Origin of the sequence: Mitsuaria sp. BK037 (genome assembly GCF_014193045.1) — a bacterium.
Lineage (GTDB): Bacteria > Pseudomonadota > Gammaproteobacteria > Burkholderiales > Burkholderiaceae_C > Roseateles.
In genome coordinates this window covers 148710-162851 of the sequence record NZ_JACHYS010000003.1, presented here as the reverse complement: position 1 = coordinate 162851, position 14142 = coordinate 148710, and the positions used below count along the sequence as shown (strand labels likewise).

Here is a 14142-nt window from a genome sequence, read left to right as displayed (position 1 = left end):
GCAGTCCCGCGCCACGCGCCGCATGGCCCGTCGCGTCCGCCGATCCCCAAGATCCAACGAAGAGAGTCCCGATCATGAAGAAACTACTCGCCTGCCTGGCCTTGGCCGCGGCAGCCTTCACCGGCCTGGCCCCCGCGGCCATGGCGCAGGACGCGGCCTCCGCGCCCGCCGTCACCGCCAGCGACACGGCGGCGCCGGTCGCCCCCGCGGCGGCGCCCGCCGCCTCCGCCCCCGCGGAAGCCGCCTCGGCCGCCGCCGCTCCGGCGCCGGTCCCCAACAAGGGCGACACCACCTGGATGATGGTCTCCACCCTGCTGGTGATCCTGATGACCGTCCCCGGCCTCGCGCTGTTCTACGGCGGTCTGGTCCGCAGCAAGAACATGCTGTCGGTGCTGATGCAGGTAATGGTGACCTTCTCGCTGATCCTGGTGCTGTGGGCCCTGTACGGCTACAGCCTGGCGTTCACCGAGGGCAACAAGTTCGTCGGCGGCTTCGACCGGCTCTTCATGAAGGGCATCTGGGACAACGCTGCAGGCACCTTCGCCAATGCCGCGACCTTCAGCAAGGGCGTCGTGATCCCCGAGATCGTCTTCGCCGCCTTCCAGGCCACCTTCGCCGGCATCACCTGCTGCCTGATCGTCGGCGCCTTCGCCGAGCGCATCAAGTTCAGCGCCGTGCTGCTGTTCATGGTCCTGTGGTTCACCTTCAGCTATGCGCCGATCGCGCACATGGTCTGGTTCTGGATGGGCCCGGACGCCTACACCTCGGCCGCTGTCACCGAAGAGATGACCAGCAAGGCCGGCCTGATCTGGCAGTGGGGCGCGCTGGACTTCGCCGGCGGCACCGTGGTGCACATCAACGCCGCCGTGGCCGGCATCGTCGGCGCCTTCATGGTCGGCAAGCGCATCGGCTACGGCAAGGAAGCCTTCACGCCGCACAGCCTGACGCTGACGATGGTCGGTGCCTCGCTGCTGTGGGTGGGCTGGTTCGGCTTCAACGCCGGCTCCGCCCTGGAAGCCAACGGCTTCGCCGCGCTGGCCTTCATCAACACCCTGTTCGCCACCGCCGCCGCGGTGCTGGCCTGGTGCGTCGGTGAAGCGCTGCTCAAGGGCAAGGCCTCGATGCTGGGTGCCGCCTCGGGCGCCGTGGCCGGCCTGGTCGCGATCACCCCGGCCGCCGGCAACGTCGGCATCGGCGGCGCGCTGGTCATCGGCCTGATCGCCGGCTTCGCCTGCCTGTGGGGCGTGTCCGGCCTGAAGAAGCTGCTCGGCGCGGACGACTCGCTGGACGTGTTCGGCGTGCACGGCGTGGGCGGCATCGTCGGCGCGCTGTTGACCGGCGTCTTCAACTCGCCCAGCCTGGGCGGCCCGTCGCTGGTCGGCGACTGGGTGACCGCGAGCATGGTGACCGCGGACGCCTACTCGATCGGCTCGCAGGTGCTGACGCAGCTCAAGGCGGTCGTGCTGACCATCGTGTGGTCGGGCGTGGTGTCGGTGATCGCGTTCAAGATCGTCGACCTGGTGATCGGCCTGCGCGTCTCCGAAGAGGAAGAGCGCGAGGGCCTGGACATCAGCTCCCACGGCGAGACCGCGTACCACAAGTGATCTCCTGATCCGCTGATCCTGCAATGGCTGAGGCCGCCCTTCGGGGCGGCCTTCTTCATTGCGGCTGCCCATAATCCGCCGCCATGAACCTCCGCTTTGTCGAAGCCTTCCACTGGGCCGCCTCGCTGCGCAGCGTCACCCGCGCGGCGGAGAAGCTGCACATCACGCAGTCCGCGCTGTCCAGCCGCATCGCCTCGCTGGAGGAAGAGCTCGGCGTGGTGCTGCTGGACCGCCGCGACAAGCAGTTCCGGCTCACCGTCGCGGGCCAGCGTTTCCAGACGCTGGCGCAGCGCCTACTGGAGGTGCAGCGCCAGGTGAAGGAGGAAATGGGCGGCACCGGCGGCGGCGCCGGCCGGCCGGTGGTGCTGCGCATCGGCGCGATCGAGTCGGTGGTGCACAGCTGGCTGACCGGCTGGCTGCAGGAGATGCGGGCGGCGAATCCGGATTTCGAGCTGGAGCTGACGGTGGAGACCTCGCCGGTGCTGGTGGACCAGGTGCGGCGCGGTGCCCAGGACCTGGTGTTCGCGGCGATCCCGGCCGCCGATGCTGGCGGCGTGCGCACGCGGGCGATGGCGCCGATGCCGATGGGCTTCGTCGGCCGTGCCGACCTGCACACGAAGCGGCGTTATGGGCTGTCCGACCTCGCCGGCCATGACCTGCTGACCTTCCAGCGCGGTTCCCAGCCGCACCAGGCGCTGCTGCAGATGTTCCAGGAGTCGGACCTGCCGCTGCCCCGCGTGCATGCGATCTCGTCGATCTCGGCGATGGTCCAGCTGGTGGAGGGCGGCTTCGGCATCGCGACGCTGCCGGTGGCGGTGGCGGAGCAGCTGGCGAAGCGGCTCTCGCTGCGCGTGCTGCGCAGCGATGCCGAGCTCGTGCCGCTGCCCCTGCACGCGAGCTACCGCGAGGATCCCAGCTCGCAGCTCACCGAGTCGGTGCTCGACTCCGCGCTCGACTACGTCGCGCGCCAGCGTCCGTCCGGGAAACCCCGCATGGCATCGGCCCCCGCGCGACGCTAAGCGGAATCGCTACTTGCCTCATCGAAAAAATCGATGAGGCGACGCGCAAAATTTCCATTGGATCGAGCAGGTGGGCGACTCCCACAATGCGTCGCATCGCCCGACAGCCTTCGCGATCCCGCCATGAACCTGCCGACCGCCCGCCTCGATCCCGTCGCCGATCTTCCCGTCCTGGACGCCGCGTCCAGCGCGCTCGAGGTGCGCCTCGCCGCGCGCCATGGCGGCTTCAGCGGCCACACCAGCGGCCTGGCCAGCGACCACGTGCAGGCCAACCTGGCGATCCTGCCGGCGGCCCTGGCCGAGGACTTCCGCCGCTATTGCGCGCTGAACCCGCAAGCCTGCCCGCTGCTCGGCGTGAGCGAGCCGGGAAGTCCGTTCCTCGCGGCGCTGGGCGCCGACCTCGACCTGCGCACCGACCTGCCGCGCTACCGCGTCTGGCGGGACGGCGAACTGATCGATGAACCGGTCGATGTCGTCCGGTGGTGGCGCGAGGACCTGGTCGCCTTCGCCATCGGCTGCTCGTTCTCCTTCGAGCATGCGCTGCTGGCCGAGGGCATCCCGCTGCGGCACGTCGAGCAGGGCCGCAATGTCGCGATGTACCGCACCAGCATCGAGACGGCGCCCGCTGGCGTCTTCCGCGGGCCGACGGTGGTCTCGATGCGGCCGCTGACGGCCGCCGACGCGATCCGCGCGGTGCAGATCACCTCGCGCCTGCCGCAGGTGCACGGCGCGCCGCTGCACCTGGGCGATCCCGCGCGCATCGGCATCCGCGACCTCGCGACGCCGGACTACGGCGACGCCGTCGATGTGCACGACGGCGAGCTGCCGGTGTTCTGGGCCTGCGGCGTCACGCCGCAGTCGGCGATCGCCACGGCCCGTCCGCCGTTCTGCATCACCCATGCGCCGGGGCACATGCTGGTCACCGATCTCCTGAATCGCGCGTTGCTCGCGGCCTGAGTTCCCGCCGCGATCCGCCCGTCTCCGCAGTACCGTCCCGGCCGCCGCCCGCCCCGCGCGCGAGGCGACGGCCGTCTCCGTCCCCCGCCGGCGCGCGTCGCCGGCATCGAAGAAAGACGAAACCATGTGGCTCCGAGACACCACGCCCCCCGAGCGGCGCACGCTGACCGCGACCTTCGCCGGCTATGCCGTCGACGGCTTCGACTACATGATCTACACCTTCCTCATCCCGACGCTGATCGCGGCCTGGGGCATGAGCAAGGGCCAGGCCGGCGCGATCGCCACCGGGGCGCTGCTGACCTCGGCCGTCGGCGGCTGGGCGGCGGGCGTCCTGGCCGACCGCTTCGGCCGGGTGCGCGTGCTGCAGTGGACGGTGCTGTGGTTCGCGCTGTTCACCTTCCTCAGCGGCTTCACCACCTCCTTCGAGCAGCTCTTCTTCACCCGCGCGATGCAGGGCTTCGGCATGGGCGGCGAGTGGGCGGTGGGCTCGGTGCTGATCGCCGAGACGATCAACGCCAGGCACCGCGGCAAGGCCGCCGGCCTGGTGCAGAGCAGCTGGGCGATCGGCTGGGCGGCCTCGGCGCTGGCGTTCTGGGGGCTGTACTCGGTGCTGCCGCCGGAGACCGCCTGGAAGGTGCTGTTCTGGATCGGCATCCTGCCGGCGCTGCTGATCCTCTACATCCGCCGCAACCTGGACGAACCGCCGGTCTACCTGGCCGAGCAGGCGCGTGCCAAGGCGCGCGGACAGCGCGCCAACTTCCTGCGCATCTTCTCGCCCGAGCTGCTGCGCAACACGGTGCTGGCGAGCCTGCTGGCCACCGGCATGCAGGGCGCGTACTACTCGGTGACCACCTGGCTGCCGACCTTCCTCAAGACCGAGCGGCAGCTCTCGGTGCTGGGCACCAGCGGCTACCTGCTGGTGCTGATCGCCGGCTCCTTCGCCGGTTACCTGACCAGCGCCTGGCTCTGCGATGCCATCGGAAGACGCCGCTGCTTCATGCTGTTCGCGCTGATGGGCGGCGTGCTGGTGCTGGCCTACACCCAGATGCCGATCACCGACGCGGCGATGCTGGTGCTCGGTTTCCCGCTGGGTTTCTTCCTGTCCGGGATCTTCTCCGGCATGGGCGCCTTCCTGGCCGAGCTCTTCCCCAGCGACGTGCGCGGCTCCGGCCAGGGCTTTTGCTACAACATCGGGCGGGCGCTCGGCGCCGCGTGCCCGGCGCTGATCGGCCACTTCAGCACCCAGTACCCGCTGGGGCAGACGCTGGGCTGGATGGCGGCGCTGTGCTACGGGCTGGTGATCCTGGCGGCGCTGGCGCTGCCGGAAACCCGCGGCCGCGAGCTGGCGCCGGCCGCCGCCTGAGCGGCCCGAACCCTTCGAATCACGGGCGCCCGGCGCTGGATGCCGGGTGCTGGAACGGACCTCCTGGACCTCACGATGCAAGCCACTCCCACCCCCGATCGCTGGCAGTTCTGGATCGACCGCGGCGGTACCTTCACCGACCTGGTCGGCCGCGCGCCCGATGGCACGCTGCACACGCTCAAGCTGCTGTCCGAGAACCCCGAGCACTACCGCGATGCCGCGGTCGAAGGCATCCGTCGCCTGCTCGGCCTGAAGCCGGGCGAAGCGATCACCGCCGCGCTCGTCGACTGCGTGAAGATGGGCACGACGGTCGCGACCAACGCGCTGCTCGAGCGCCGCGGCGACCGCACGCTGCTGGTCACGACGCGTGGCTTCCGCGACGCGCTGCGCATCGCGACGCAGGCGCGGCCCAAGCTCTTCGAGCGCCACATCCAGCTGCCCGAGCTGCTCTACGAGCGGGTGATCGAGGCCGATGAGCGCGTCGACGCCCAGGGCGCGGAGATCAGACCGCTGGACGAGGCCGCGCTGCGCGTCGACCTGCAATCGGCCTTCGACGCCGGCCTGCGCGCCTGCGCCATCGTGTTCCTGCACGGCTGGCGCGCCCCCGACCATGAGCTGGCCGCCAAGCGGCTGGCGCAGGCGGTCGGGTTCACGCAGATCTCGGTCTCGCATGAGGTCAGCCCGCTGATGAAGCTGATCCCGCGCGGCGACACCACCGTGGTCGACGCCTACCTGAGCCCGATCCTGCGCCGCTACGTCGACCAGGTCGCCGCCGAGATGCCCGGCGTGCGGCTGTTCTTCATGCAGAGCTCCGGCGGCCTGACCGAGGCGCGCCGCTTCCAGGGCAAGGACGCGATCCTGAGCGGGCCGGCCGGCGGCATCGTCGGCATGGTGCGCACCGCGCAGGCGGCCGGCCACGACAAGGTCATCGGTTTCGACATGGGCGGGACCTCGACCGACGTCAGCCACTTCGCCGGCGAATTCGAACGCGCCTTCGACACCGAGGTCGCCGGCGTGCGCATGCGCGCGCCGATGATGAGCATCCACACGGTGGCGGCGGGCGGCGGCTCGGTGATCGCCTTCGACGGCGCGCGGCTGCGGGTGGGGCCGGCGTCGGCCGGCGCCAATCCCGGTCCGGCGAGCTACCGGCGCGGCGGTCCGCTCGCGACCACCGATGCCAACGTGATGCTGGGCCGCATCCAGCCGGCGCATTTCCCCAAGGTCTTCGGCCCGGCCGCGGACCAGGCGCTCGACGGCGAGGTCGTCCGCGCCCGCTTCGCCGAGCTGGCCGGGCAGATGGCCGCGGCCGGCAAGCCGATGACGGCCGAGGACGCAGCCGCCGGCGCGCTGCAGATCGCCGTCGGCGCGATGGCCAACGCGATCAAGCGGATCTCGGTGGCGCGCGGCTACGACGTCACCGGCTACACGCTGCAGTGCTTCGGCGGCGCCGGCGGCCAGGCGGCCTGCCTGGTCGCGGATGCGCTGGGCATGACGCGCATCCTGGCCCACCCGTTCGCGGGCGTGCTCAGCGCCTACGGCATGGGGCTGGCCGACCAGACCGCGATGCGCGAGGCCTCGATCGAGCGCCCGCTGGACGAGGACGGCCTGGCCGCGGCGCGCGAGACCGCACGGTCGCTGGCGACGCAGGCGGGCGGCGAGCTGGCGTCGCAGGGCGTGCCCGACGGCGCGCTGCGCACGATCGCACGGGCGCAGGTCCGCTATCAGGGCACCGACACCGCGCTGAGCTGCCCGCTGCCGCTGGACGGACCGGCCCCCGCCGCGATCGGCGCGATCCGCGAGGCCTTCGAGCAGGGGTATCGCCGGCGCTTCGCCTTCCTGATGCCGGACCGCGCGCTGGTGATCGAGGCGGTATCGGTGGAGGCGCTCGCCGCCGGTGCGTCGCTGGAGACACCGGCCGAGGCCGGCATCGCCAGCACGCATCACCCAAGACCGCTGGAGCGCGTGCGCATGTACTGCCTCGCGGACGACCAGCCGGCCGGCTGGCGCGATGCCGAGCTGCATCACCGCGATGCGTTGAGACCGGGTGCCCGCATCGATGGCCCGGCGATCGTCGCCGAACGCAATGCGACGACCGTTGTGGACGCCGGCTGGCGCGCCGAGCTGCAGCCCTCGGGCGACCTGCTGCTGACGCGCATCCGCGAGCGCGCCCGCACCCGCGCGCTCGGCACCGAGGCCGACCCGGTCGTGCTGGAGGTCTTCAACAACCTTTTCATGAACATCGCCGAGCAGATGGGGCTGCGGCTCCAGAACACGGCGCACTCGGTCAACATCAAGGAGCGGCTGGACTTCAGCTGCGCGCTCTTCGACGGCCGGGGCCAGCTGATCGCCAACGCGCCGCACATGCCGGTGCACCTGGGCTCGATGAGCGAGTCCATCCGCTCGGTGATCGAGCGCAACCCGGACATGGCGCGCGGCGACGTCTATGTGCTCAACGACCCGTACCACGGCGGCACGCACCTGCCCGACATCACCGTCGTCACGCCGGTGTTCCTGGACGAGGACGACGTCCGCCCCGGCTTCTTCGTCGCCAGCCGCGGCCACCATGCCGACATCGGCGGCATCACGCCGGGTTCGATGCCGCCGTTCTCCCGGGACATCACCGAGGAGGGCGTGCTGATCGACAACTTCCAGCTGGTCGCGCAAGGCCGTTTGCGCGAGGCCGAACTGCAGGCGCTGCTGCGCTCGGGGCCGCATCCGAGCCGCAATCCGGCGCAGAACCTGGCCGACCTGCGCGCGCAGGTGGCGGCGAACGAGAAGGGCGTGCAGGAACTGCAGGCGATGGTCACGCAGTTCGGCCGCGCCACCGTCGAGGCCTACATGCAGCACGTGCAGGACAACGCCGAGGCGTCGGTGCGGCGGGTCATCTCGGTGCTGAAGGACGGCGCGTTCACGCTGCCGCTGGACAACGGCGCCCGCATCCAGGTGAAGGTGACGGTGGACGCGGCGGCGCGACGCGCAACGGTGGATTTCACCGGCACCAGCGCCCAGCAGCCCAACAACTTCAATGCGCCCAAGTCGATCACGATGGCGGCGGTGCTCTACGTGTTCCGCACGCTGGTGGACGACGCGATCCCGCTCAACGCCGGCTGCCTCAAGCCGATCGACGTGATCGTGCCCGAGGGCTGCATGCTCAACCCGCGCCATCCGGCGGCGGTGGTGGCGGGCAACGTGGAGACCTCGCAGTGCGTGACCAACGCGCTGTATGGCGCGCTGGGCGTGATGGCCGCCGGCCAGTGCACGATGAACAACTTCACCTTCGGCGACGCGACCCACCAGTACTACGAGACGATCTCCGGCGGCTCCGGCGCGGGGCCCGGCTTCGATGGCACCTCGGTCGTGCAGACCCACATGACCAACTCCCGGCTGACCGACCCCGAGGTGCTGGAGTTCCGCTTCCCGGTGCGGCTGGACAGTTACGCGATCCGCCAGGATTCGGCGGGCGCCGGCCGCTGGCAAGGCGGGCAGGGCGGCGAGCGCCGCATCCGCTTCCTCACGCCGATGACGGCCTCGATCCTGAGCAACGGCCGCGGCGCCGGCGCCTTCGGCATGGCGGGCGGGTCGCCGGGCGCGGTGGGCGAGAACCGGGTCGAACGCGCCGACGGGCGGGTCGAGGCGCTCGGCCACATCGGCCAGGTGGAGATGGCGCCGGGGGATGTCTTCGTCATCCGCACCCCGGGCGGGGGAGGGTACGGCACCCCCTGAGGCCTCCCCTTGAGATGGGGCGGACAGCCCCCATGTGGGCGTGCCTAGAATCCGAAGACCCGCCCCACAGGCTGTCCAGGCGCCGCCCATCATGGTCCCTCATCTCATCACCGCCCTGACCGGGCCCATCAATGAACTGGAGCAGCGCGTGCTCGAGTCGATGCCGGCGATCGAACGCTGGTTCCGGCTCGAGTGGATGGAGCACACGCCGCCCTTCTACAGCTCGGTCGACCTGCGCAATGCCGGCTTCAAGCTGGCGCCGGTGGACACCAACCTGTTCCCGGGCGGCTTCAACAACCTGACGCCCGAGATGCTGCCGCTGGCCGTCCAGGCGGCGATGGCGGCGATCGAGAAGATCTGCCCCGAGGCCAAGAACCTGCTGCTGGTGCCCGAGGCGAAGAACCGCGGCAGCTTCTATCTGTCCAACCTGGCGACGCTGGTGCGCATCTTCTCGATGGCCGGCCTGAACGTGCGGCTGGGCTCGCTGGACGAGTCGATCAAGGAGCCGACCACCGTCGCACTGCCCGACGGCAGCGCGCTGACGCTGGAGCCGCTGGTGCGCCAGCGCTCGCGGCTGATGCTCAAGGACTTCGATCCCTGCACCATCCTGCTGAACGACGACCTGTCGGCCGGCATCCCCGACCCGCTCACCCACCTGCACGAGCAGTACCTGCTGCCGCCGCTGCACGCCGGCTGGGCGCAGCGCCGCAAGAGCCAGCACTTCCGCGCCTACGAGGAGGTGTCCAAGAAGTTCGCCAAGCTGCTGGGCATGGACCCGTGGCTGATCTATCCGCATTCGGTCGCGGTCGACGGCCTGGACTTCAACACCGGCGCCGGGCTGGACGCGCTGCAGGCGCAGGTGGACGCGACGCTCACCCGCACCCGCCGCAAGTACAAGGAATACGGCATCAACGAGAAGCCCTTCGTCGTGGTCAAGCCCGATGCCGGCACCCATGGCCTGGGCGTGATGACCATCCGCGACGCCAAGGACCTCGAGGCGCTGGCGATCAAGGCGCGCGAGAAGCTGGCGAAGCTGCAGGGCGTGCCGGCGCTGTCCCAGGTGCTGGTGCAGGAAGGCGTGGCCACGCACGAGCGCATCCACGAGGCGGTGGCCGAGCCGGTGGTCTACATGATGGACCGCTACGTCGTCGGCGGCTTCTACCGCGTGCATGCGGACCGGGCCGAGGATGAAAATCTGAACGCGCCGGGCTCGAGCTTCGTGCCGCTGGCCTTCGCCCATTCGTCGCACCTGCCCGCGCCCGGCGAGAAGCCCGGCGCCAGCGCGCCCAACCGCTTCTACATGTATGGCGTGATCGGCCGCCTGGCGATGCTGGCGGCGAGCTACGAGCTCGAGACCACCGATCCGGACGCCGAAGACTACGCCTGAGCGCCGGCCGCGCCGCCCTCCGGGCGCGCGGCCTCCACCAGCAGCTGCTTGAAGCGGTCGACCGCCTCGCCCTGCGTGTCCGGCAGATGCCAGACGCTCATCGGCCCGAGTCCCAGGTCCACCGCGTGCGGCAGCAGCACCACCACGCCGCGCTTGGCCGCCGCCACCGCCATGTCCTGGGTCATCACCGCGACCAGCGGCATCTCGCGCATCAGGCTCAGCGCCAGCATCGCGTCGCCGCTCTCGATCAGGTCGGTCGGCGGCGCCAGGCCCATCTCCTGCCAGAGCCGGTCCATCAGCAGACGGGTGCGCGTGCCCGGCAACTGCCAGATCCAGCGCTGACGGCTCAGCACCTCCCAGCTCAGCCGGGGCGTGCGCGCCAGCGGATGCTGCGCGCTCATCGTCAGCACCTCCGGCTGCGGCGCCAGGGCCACCCGCGCCAGGCCCAGCGGCTCGTCCTGCGGCATCGCCCGGGCGACGACCAGGTCCAGCGTGCCCGCCAGCAGGTCGGTGAAGAGCGAGCGCAGCGCGTGGGTGCGCACGCTCACCGTGACGCCGGGGTTCTCGCCCTTCATCGCGGTGATCGCGATGGGCAACAAGCGTGCGAGCGCTGCGTTGGTCGCACCGATGCGCACCTCGCCGGACGCGCCGCGCACCATCGTGGCGACATCGCCGGCGGCCCGCTGCAGATCGGCGTCGAGCTTGACGGCCAGCACCAGCAGCCGCCGGCCCAGCGGCGTCGGCTGCATGTTGCGTCCGCGCCGCACGAACAGGGTTTGTCCCAGCCCCTGCTCCAGCTCCGCCAGCGTCTTGCTCACCGCGGGCTGGGTGACATGCAGCAGATCGGCGGCGGCGCTGATGTTGCCGGTGTCGCGCAGCGCCAGCAGCACCCGCGCATGCCGCAGCGACATGCGCCGCATCACGAAGTGTTCAGCGGCTTCGGGGGAGGTCGATGACGCATTCATAACCTGAGGTTCACAAGTCCATCACAAAGCTTCATGGGCCATCGGGAACCGCTCCTTACCGTGACGCACGCCTCCCCCGAGTCTTGTCACAGGAGTGATTGCCACATGGTCCGTCGTTTTTCCCGTCCGCAACGCCTGCACGTCCTGCAGTGGGCCGCCGCCGCAGCGGCCCTGGCGTTGGCCAGCCCGTCCCAGGCCCAGTCCCCGGCCCCCCAGGCCCCGCAGGCCGCGACCCCCACCCCATCCGCGCCCTCGGACGATGCGAAGAAGCTGGAGCGGGTGGAGATCACCGGCACGCTGATCAAGCGCACCGACAAGGAGACGCCGTCGGTGGTCCAAAGTATCACCCGCGAGCAGATCCGCAACTCCGGCTATGCCAACGTCGAGGAGCTGCTGCGTGCGAATTCCGCGGTGGACATCGGCTCGATCGGCGACGGCGCGGCCTCGGGTTTCGTCGGCGGCGTGTCGACGATCTCGCTGCGCGGCTTCGGCTCCCAGGGCACGCTGATCCTGATCAACGGCCGCCGCACCGCGCCGGTGGCGGCGGTGGACGTGAACTTCGGCCGCGGCTCGATGATCAACGTCAACACCATCCCCAAGGAGGCGATCGAGCGCATCGACATCCTGAAGGACGGCGCCTCGGCGATGTACGGCTCGGACGCGATGGCCGGCGTCGTCAACTACATCCTGCGCAAGGACTACCAGGGCATCGAGGGCAGCGCCTCCTACGGCGCCAACGACCGCGGCGTCGGCGCGACGAAGAACGGGTCCCTGACCTTCGGCTTCGGCAACCTGGACACGCAGCGCTTCAACGTCTTCGGCGGCCTGGAAGTCTCCAAGCGCGACAGCGTGATGGCCAACGAGCTCAAGGACCGCGGCAACCTGGCGCTGCAGAACCAGTACCTGACCAGCAACGGCTCGCTGGCGCGCTTCACGCCGGACTCGTCGGCCTCGTTCTACGGCAACTACTACCGTGTGCCGACCAGCCTCACCGGCACCACCTCGATCAACGGCATCAACGTCGCCAACAGCAACCTGTCGGGGGTGAATTACCTGGGCACGCTGTCGGGCTGCCCGCCCGAGCGCACCGTCGGCCAGGGCGTGCCGAACCGGCCGGCGGGTTTCCTGCCCACCACGGCCTCGCTGCCCACCGGCATGTGCCGCTTCAGCCTGGACGATGCGGACGAGGTCGTCGCCAAACAGGACCGCACCAGCGGCATGGTGCGCGGCACCTTCGCGATCAACGACGCGCTGACCGCCTATGCGGACCTGATGGTGTCCAAGACCAAGACGGTGGAGCAGCGCGCGCCCTATGCGATGACCACCTCGCTGGTCACCTCGGGCAACCCGGTCGCGACGACCTGGCCCAAGCTCGACGGCACCTTCCTGCGCCAGAATGCGATCATCCTGCCCGTCGGCCACCCGGACAACCCGACCAACGGCACCGCCAATCCGCAGCAGGTGCAGCTGATCTACCGCTTCGAGGACCTGCCCACCGGCGACATCAACGTGCTGCGCTCCACGCGCCTGACCGCCGGCCTGGAGGGCACCGCCTTCGGCTGGGACTTCGACACCGCGATCCTGTTCAGCCAGAACGACAACGAGCGCTTCCAGGAAGGCCGCGTGCGCAGCTCGCTGCTCACCGCCGCGATCGCCAACGGCAGCTACCGCTTCGGCAAGCCCAACTCGCGCGAGGCGATCAACAGCGTGTCGTCGACGGCCTACAACGAGGGCAAGTCGCGCCTGGTCTCCTGGGACGTGCGCGGCAGCCGCGAGCTGTTCGACCTGCCCGGCGGCCGCGCGGCCATCGCCATCGGCACCGAGCTGCGCAAGGAAAAGCTGGAGGCGATTCCCGATGACGTCTACGCGACCGGCGACTACATCGGCCTGGTGGCCAATGGCGCCTCGGGCAGCCGCAAGTCCTACGCCGCGTTCACCGAGCTGAGCCTGCCGGTGGTCAAGCAGCTGGAGCTGCAGGCCGCGGCGCGCTACGAGCACTACGACGACTTCGGCAACAGCACCACCGGCAAGGCCGGCTTCAAGTGGACGGCGCTGCCCTCGCTGATGGTCTTCCGCGGCACGGCGGCCACCGGTTTCCGCGCGCCGGCGATCTCGCAGATCGGCAACTCCTTCGCGCTGTCCTTCCACAGCTTCCAGGAGCGCCGCGTCTTCGACAGCCTGCGCTGCGACACCAGCAACCCGAACGCGCCGGTGAGCAAGGCGCCGGTGGCCAACAACCGCGACTGCAACGTGCTGGGCTTCACCGCGGTGCCGTCGGGCACCACCAGCCCGGGCAGCCTGCCGACGGTGATCAGCGCCAATCCGGACCTTCAGCCGGAGAAGTCCAATTCCTTCACCTTCGGCATGATCTTCACGCCGAGCCAGTACGCGGACCTGGCGATCGACGGCTGGTACTTCCACCGCAAGAACGAGATCCGCTCGCAGCGCGGCGTGGACATCATGGACGACTACAACGCCAACCCGGCGGGCAATACGCAGGTCGTGCGCGATCCCAATCCGCAGACCTGGCTGCCGGGCGTGGACAACAGCGGGCCGATCATCATGCTGGTGCGCCAGTACGGCAACAACGAGTGGACCAAGACCTCGGGCATCGACTACGACCTGAACCTGCGGCTGCCGCCGACAGCCTGGGGCAAGTTCGGCCTGAACGTCAACGGCACCTACACGGCGCGCTACGACCAGGTGGTGGTGAAAGGCCAGGCGGTGCAGCACCAGGTGGGCACGACGGTGTCGGACATCTCCAAGACCCGGGCCAGCGCCACCTTCAAGTGGGACACCGACCAGGCGGGCGCCTGGCTGCGCTTCAACCACGCGGATCCGCTGTCGAGCACCGTCTGCTCGTCGCTGACCGCGGCGCAGCGCGCCTTCCTGAGCAACCTGAACCGCTGCCGGGTCGGCCGGGACCGCACCATCGACCTGGGCGGCTCCTACCGCGGCATCAAGGGCCTGACGCTGTCGGCCAGCGTGGTGAACCTCACCAACGACTACGACCGCGCCAACGGCATCCCGACGGTGCTGAGCTACTACGACACCGGCGCGACCAACCTGCTGGGCCGCCGCTTCACCGTCGGCGCCAGCTACGTGTTCCAGTGAACGCCGTGCC

Annotated in this window: 8 protein-coding genes; 7 read left to right on the top strand and 1 reads right to left on the bottom strand. The window is 70.2% G+C overall.

What is annotated here, in order from left to right:
* The first annotated feature begins 74 nt into the window (after positions 1-74).
* From FHT37_RS17490 to gshA, 6 genes are all read left to right on the top strand, one after another.
* Positions 75-1604 carry an ammonium transporter gene (locus tag FHT37_RS17490; protein ID WP_183483250.1) on the top strand — a complete coding sequence of 510 codons (1530 nt, stop codon included), beginning with the start codon at positions 75-77 and terminating at the stop codon, positions 1602-1604.
* An 83-nt stretch (positions 1605-1687) separates the two neighbouring features.
* Positions 1688-2623: a LysR family transcriptional regulator gene (locus FHT37_RS17485; RefSeq protein ID WP_183483248.1), complete on the top strand. Its 936-nt coding sequence runs from the start codon at positions 1688-1690 to the stop codon at positions 2621-2623.
* A gap of 123 nt (positions 2624-2746) precedes the next feature.
* Positions 2747-3580 (top strand): putative hydro-lyase, encoded by an 834-nt coding sequence (locus tag FHT37_RS17480; protein WP_183483246.1) that lies wholly within the window; start codon positions 2747-2749, stop codon positions 3578-3580.
* A 124-nt stretch (positions 3581-3704) separates the two neighbouring features.
* Entirely contained in the window at positions 3705-4943 is a 1239-nt protein-coding gene (locus FHT37_RS17475) for an MFS transporter (protein WP_183483244.1), read from the top strand.
* Between the two features lie 75 nt (positions 4944-5018).
* Positions 5019-8666 (top strand): hydantoinase B/oxoprolinase family protein, encoded by a 3648-nt coding sequence (locus tag FHT37_RS17470; protein WP_183483242.1) that lies wholly within the window; start codon positions 5019-5021, stop codon positions 8664-8666.
* A 91-nt stretch (positions 8667-8757) separates the two neighbouring features.
* Positions 8758-10053 (top strand): glutamate--cysteine ligase, encoded by a 1296-nt coding sequence (gshA, locus tag FHT37_RS17465; protein WP_091728528.1) that lies wholly within the window; start codon positions 8758-8760, stop codon positions 10051-10053.
* Here the strand turns inward: gshA and FHT37_RS17460 are convergent.
* Positions 10044-11018, bottom strand: a complete 975-nt coding sequence (locus FHT37_RS17460) for a LysR substrate-binding domain-containing protein (protein ID WP_183483240.1) — start codon at positions 11016-11018, stop codon at positions 10044-10046. The two genes, gshA and FHT37_RS17460, sit on opposite strands and share 10 nt — an antisense overlap.
* 105 nt (positions 11019-11123) lie before the next feature.
* Here FHT37_RS17460 and FHT37_RS17455 point away from each other — a divergent pair, with 105 nt between their 5' ends.
* Positions 11124-14132 carry a TonB-dependent receptor domain-containing protein gene (locus tag FHT37_RS17455; protein ID WP_183483238.1) on the top strand — a complete coding sequence of 1003 codons (3009 nt, stop codon included), beginning with the start codon at positions 11124-11126 and terminating at the stop codon, positions 14130-14132.
* The last annotated feature ends 10 nt before the right edge of the window (positions 14133-14142 follow it).

Excerpts from the sequence above, each read along its gene's own strand:
- FHT37_RS17485 (WP_183483248.1), top strand. The coding sequence starts at position 1,688 with ATGAACCTCCGCTTTGTCGAAGCCTTCCACTGGGCCGCCTCGCTGCGC.
- FHT37_RS17480 (WP_183483246.1), top strand. The coding sequence starts at position 2,747 with ATGAACCTGCCGACCGCCCGCCTCGATCCCGTCGCCGATCTTCCCGTC.
- FHT37_RS17475 (WP_183483244.1), top strand. The coding sequence starts at position 3,705 with ATGTGGCTCCGAGACACCACGCCCCCCGAGCGGCGCACGCTGACCGCG.
- gshA (WP_091728528.1), top strand. The coding sequence starts at position 8,758 with ATGGTCCCTCATCTCATCACCGCCCTGACCGGGCCCATCAATGAACTG.
- FHT37_RS17455 (WP_183483238.1), top strand. The coding sequence starts at position 11,124 with ATGGTCCGTCGTTTTTCCCGTCCGCAACGCCTGCACGTCCTGCAGTGG.
- FHT37_RS17470 (WP_183483242.1), top strand. The coding sequence starts at position 5,019 with ATGCAAGCCACTCCCACCCCCGATCGCTGGCAGTTCTGGATCGACCGC.
- FHT37_RS17490 (WP_183483250.1), top strand. The coding sequence starts at position 75 with ATGAAGAAACTACTCGCCTGCCTGGCCTTGGCCGCGGCAGCCTTCACC.
- FHT37_RS17460 (WP_183483240.1), bottom strand. The coding sequence starts at position 11,018 with ATGAATGCGTCATCGACCTCCCCCGAAGCCGCTGAACACTTCGTGATG.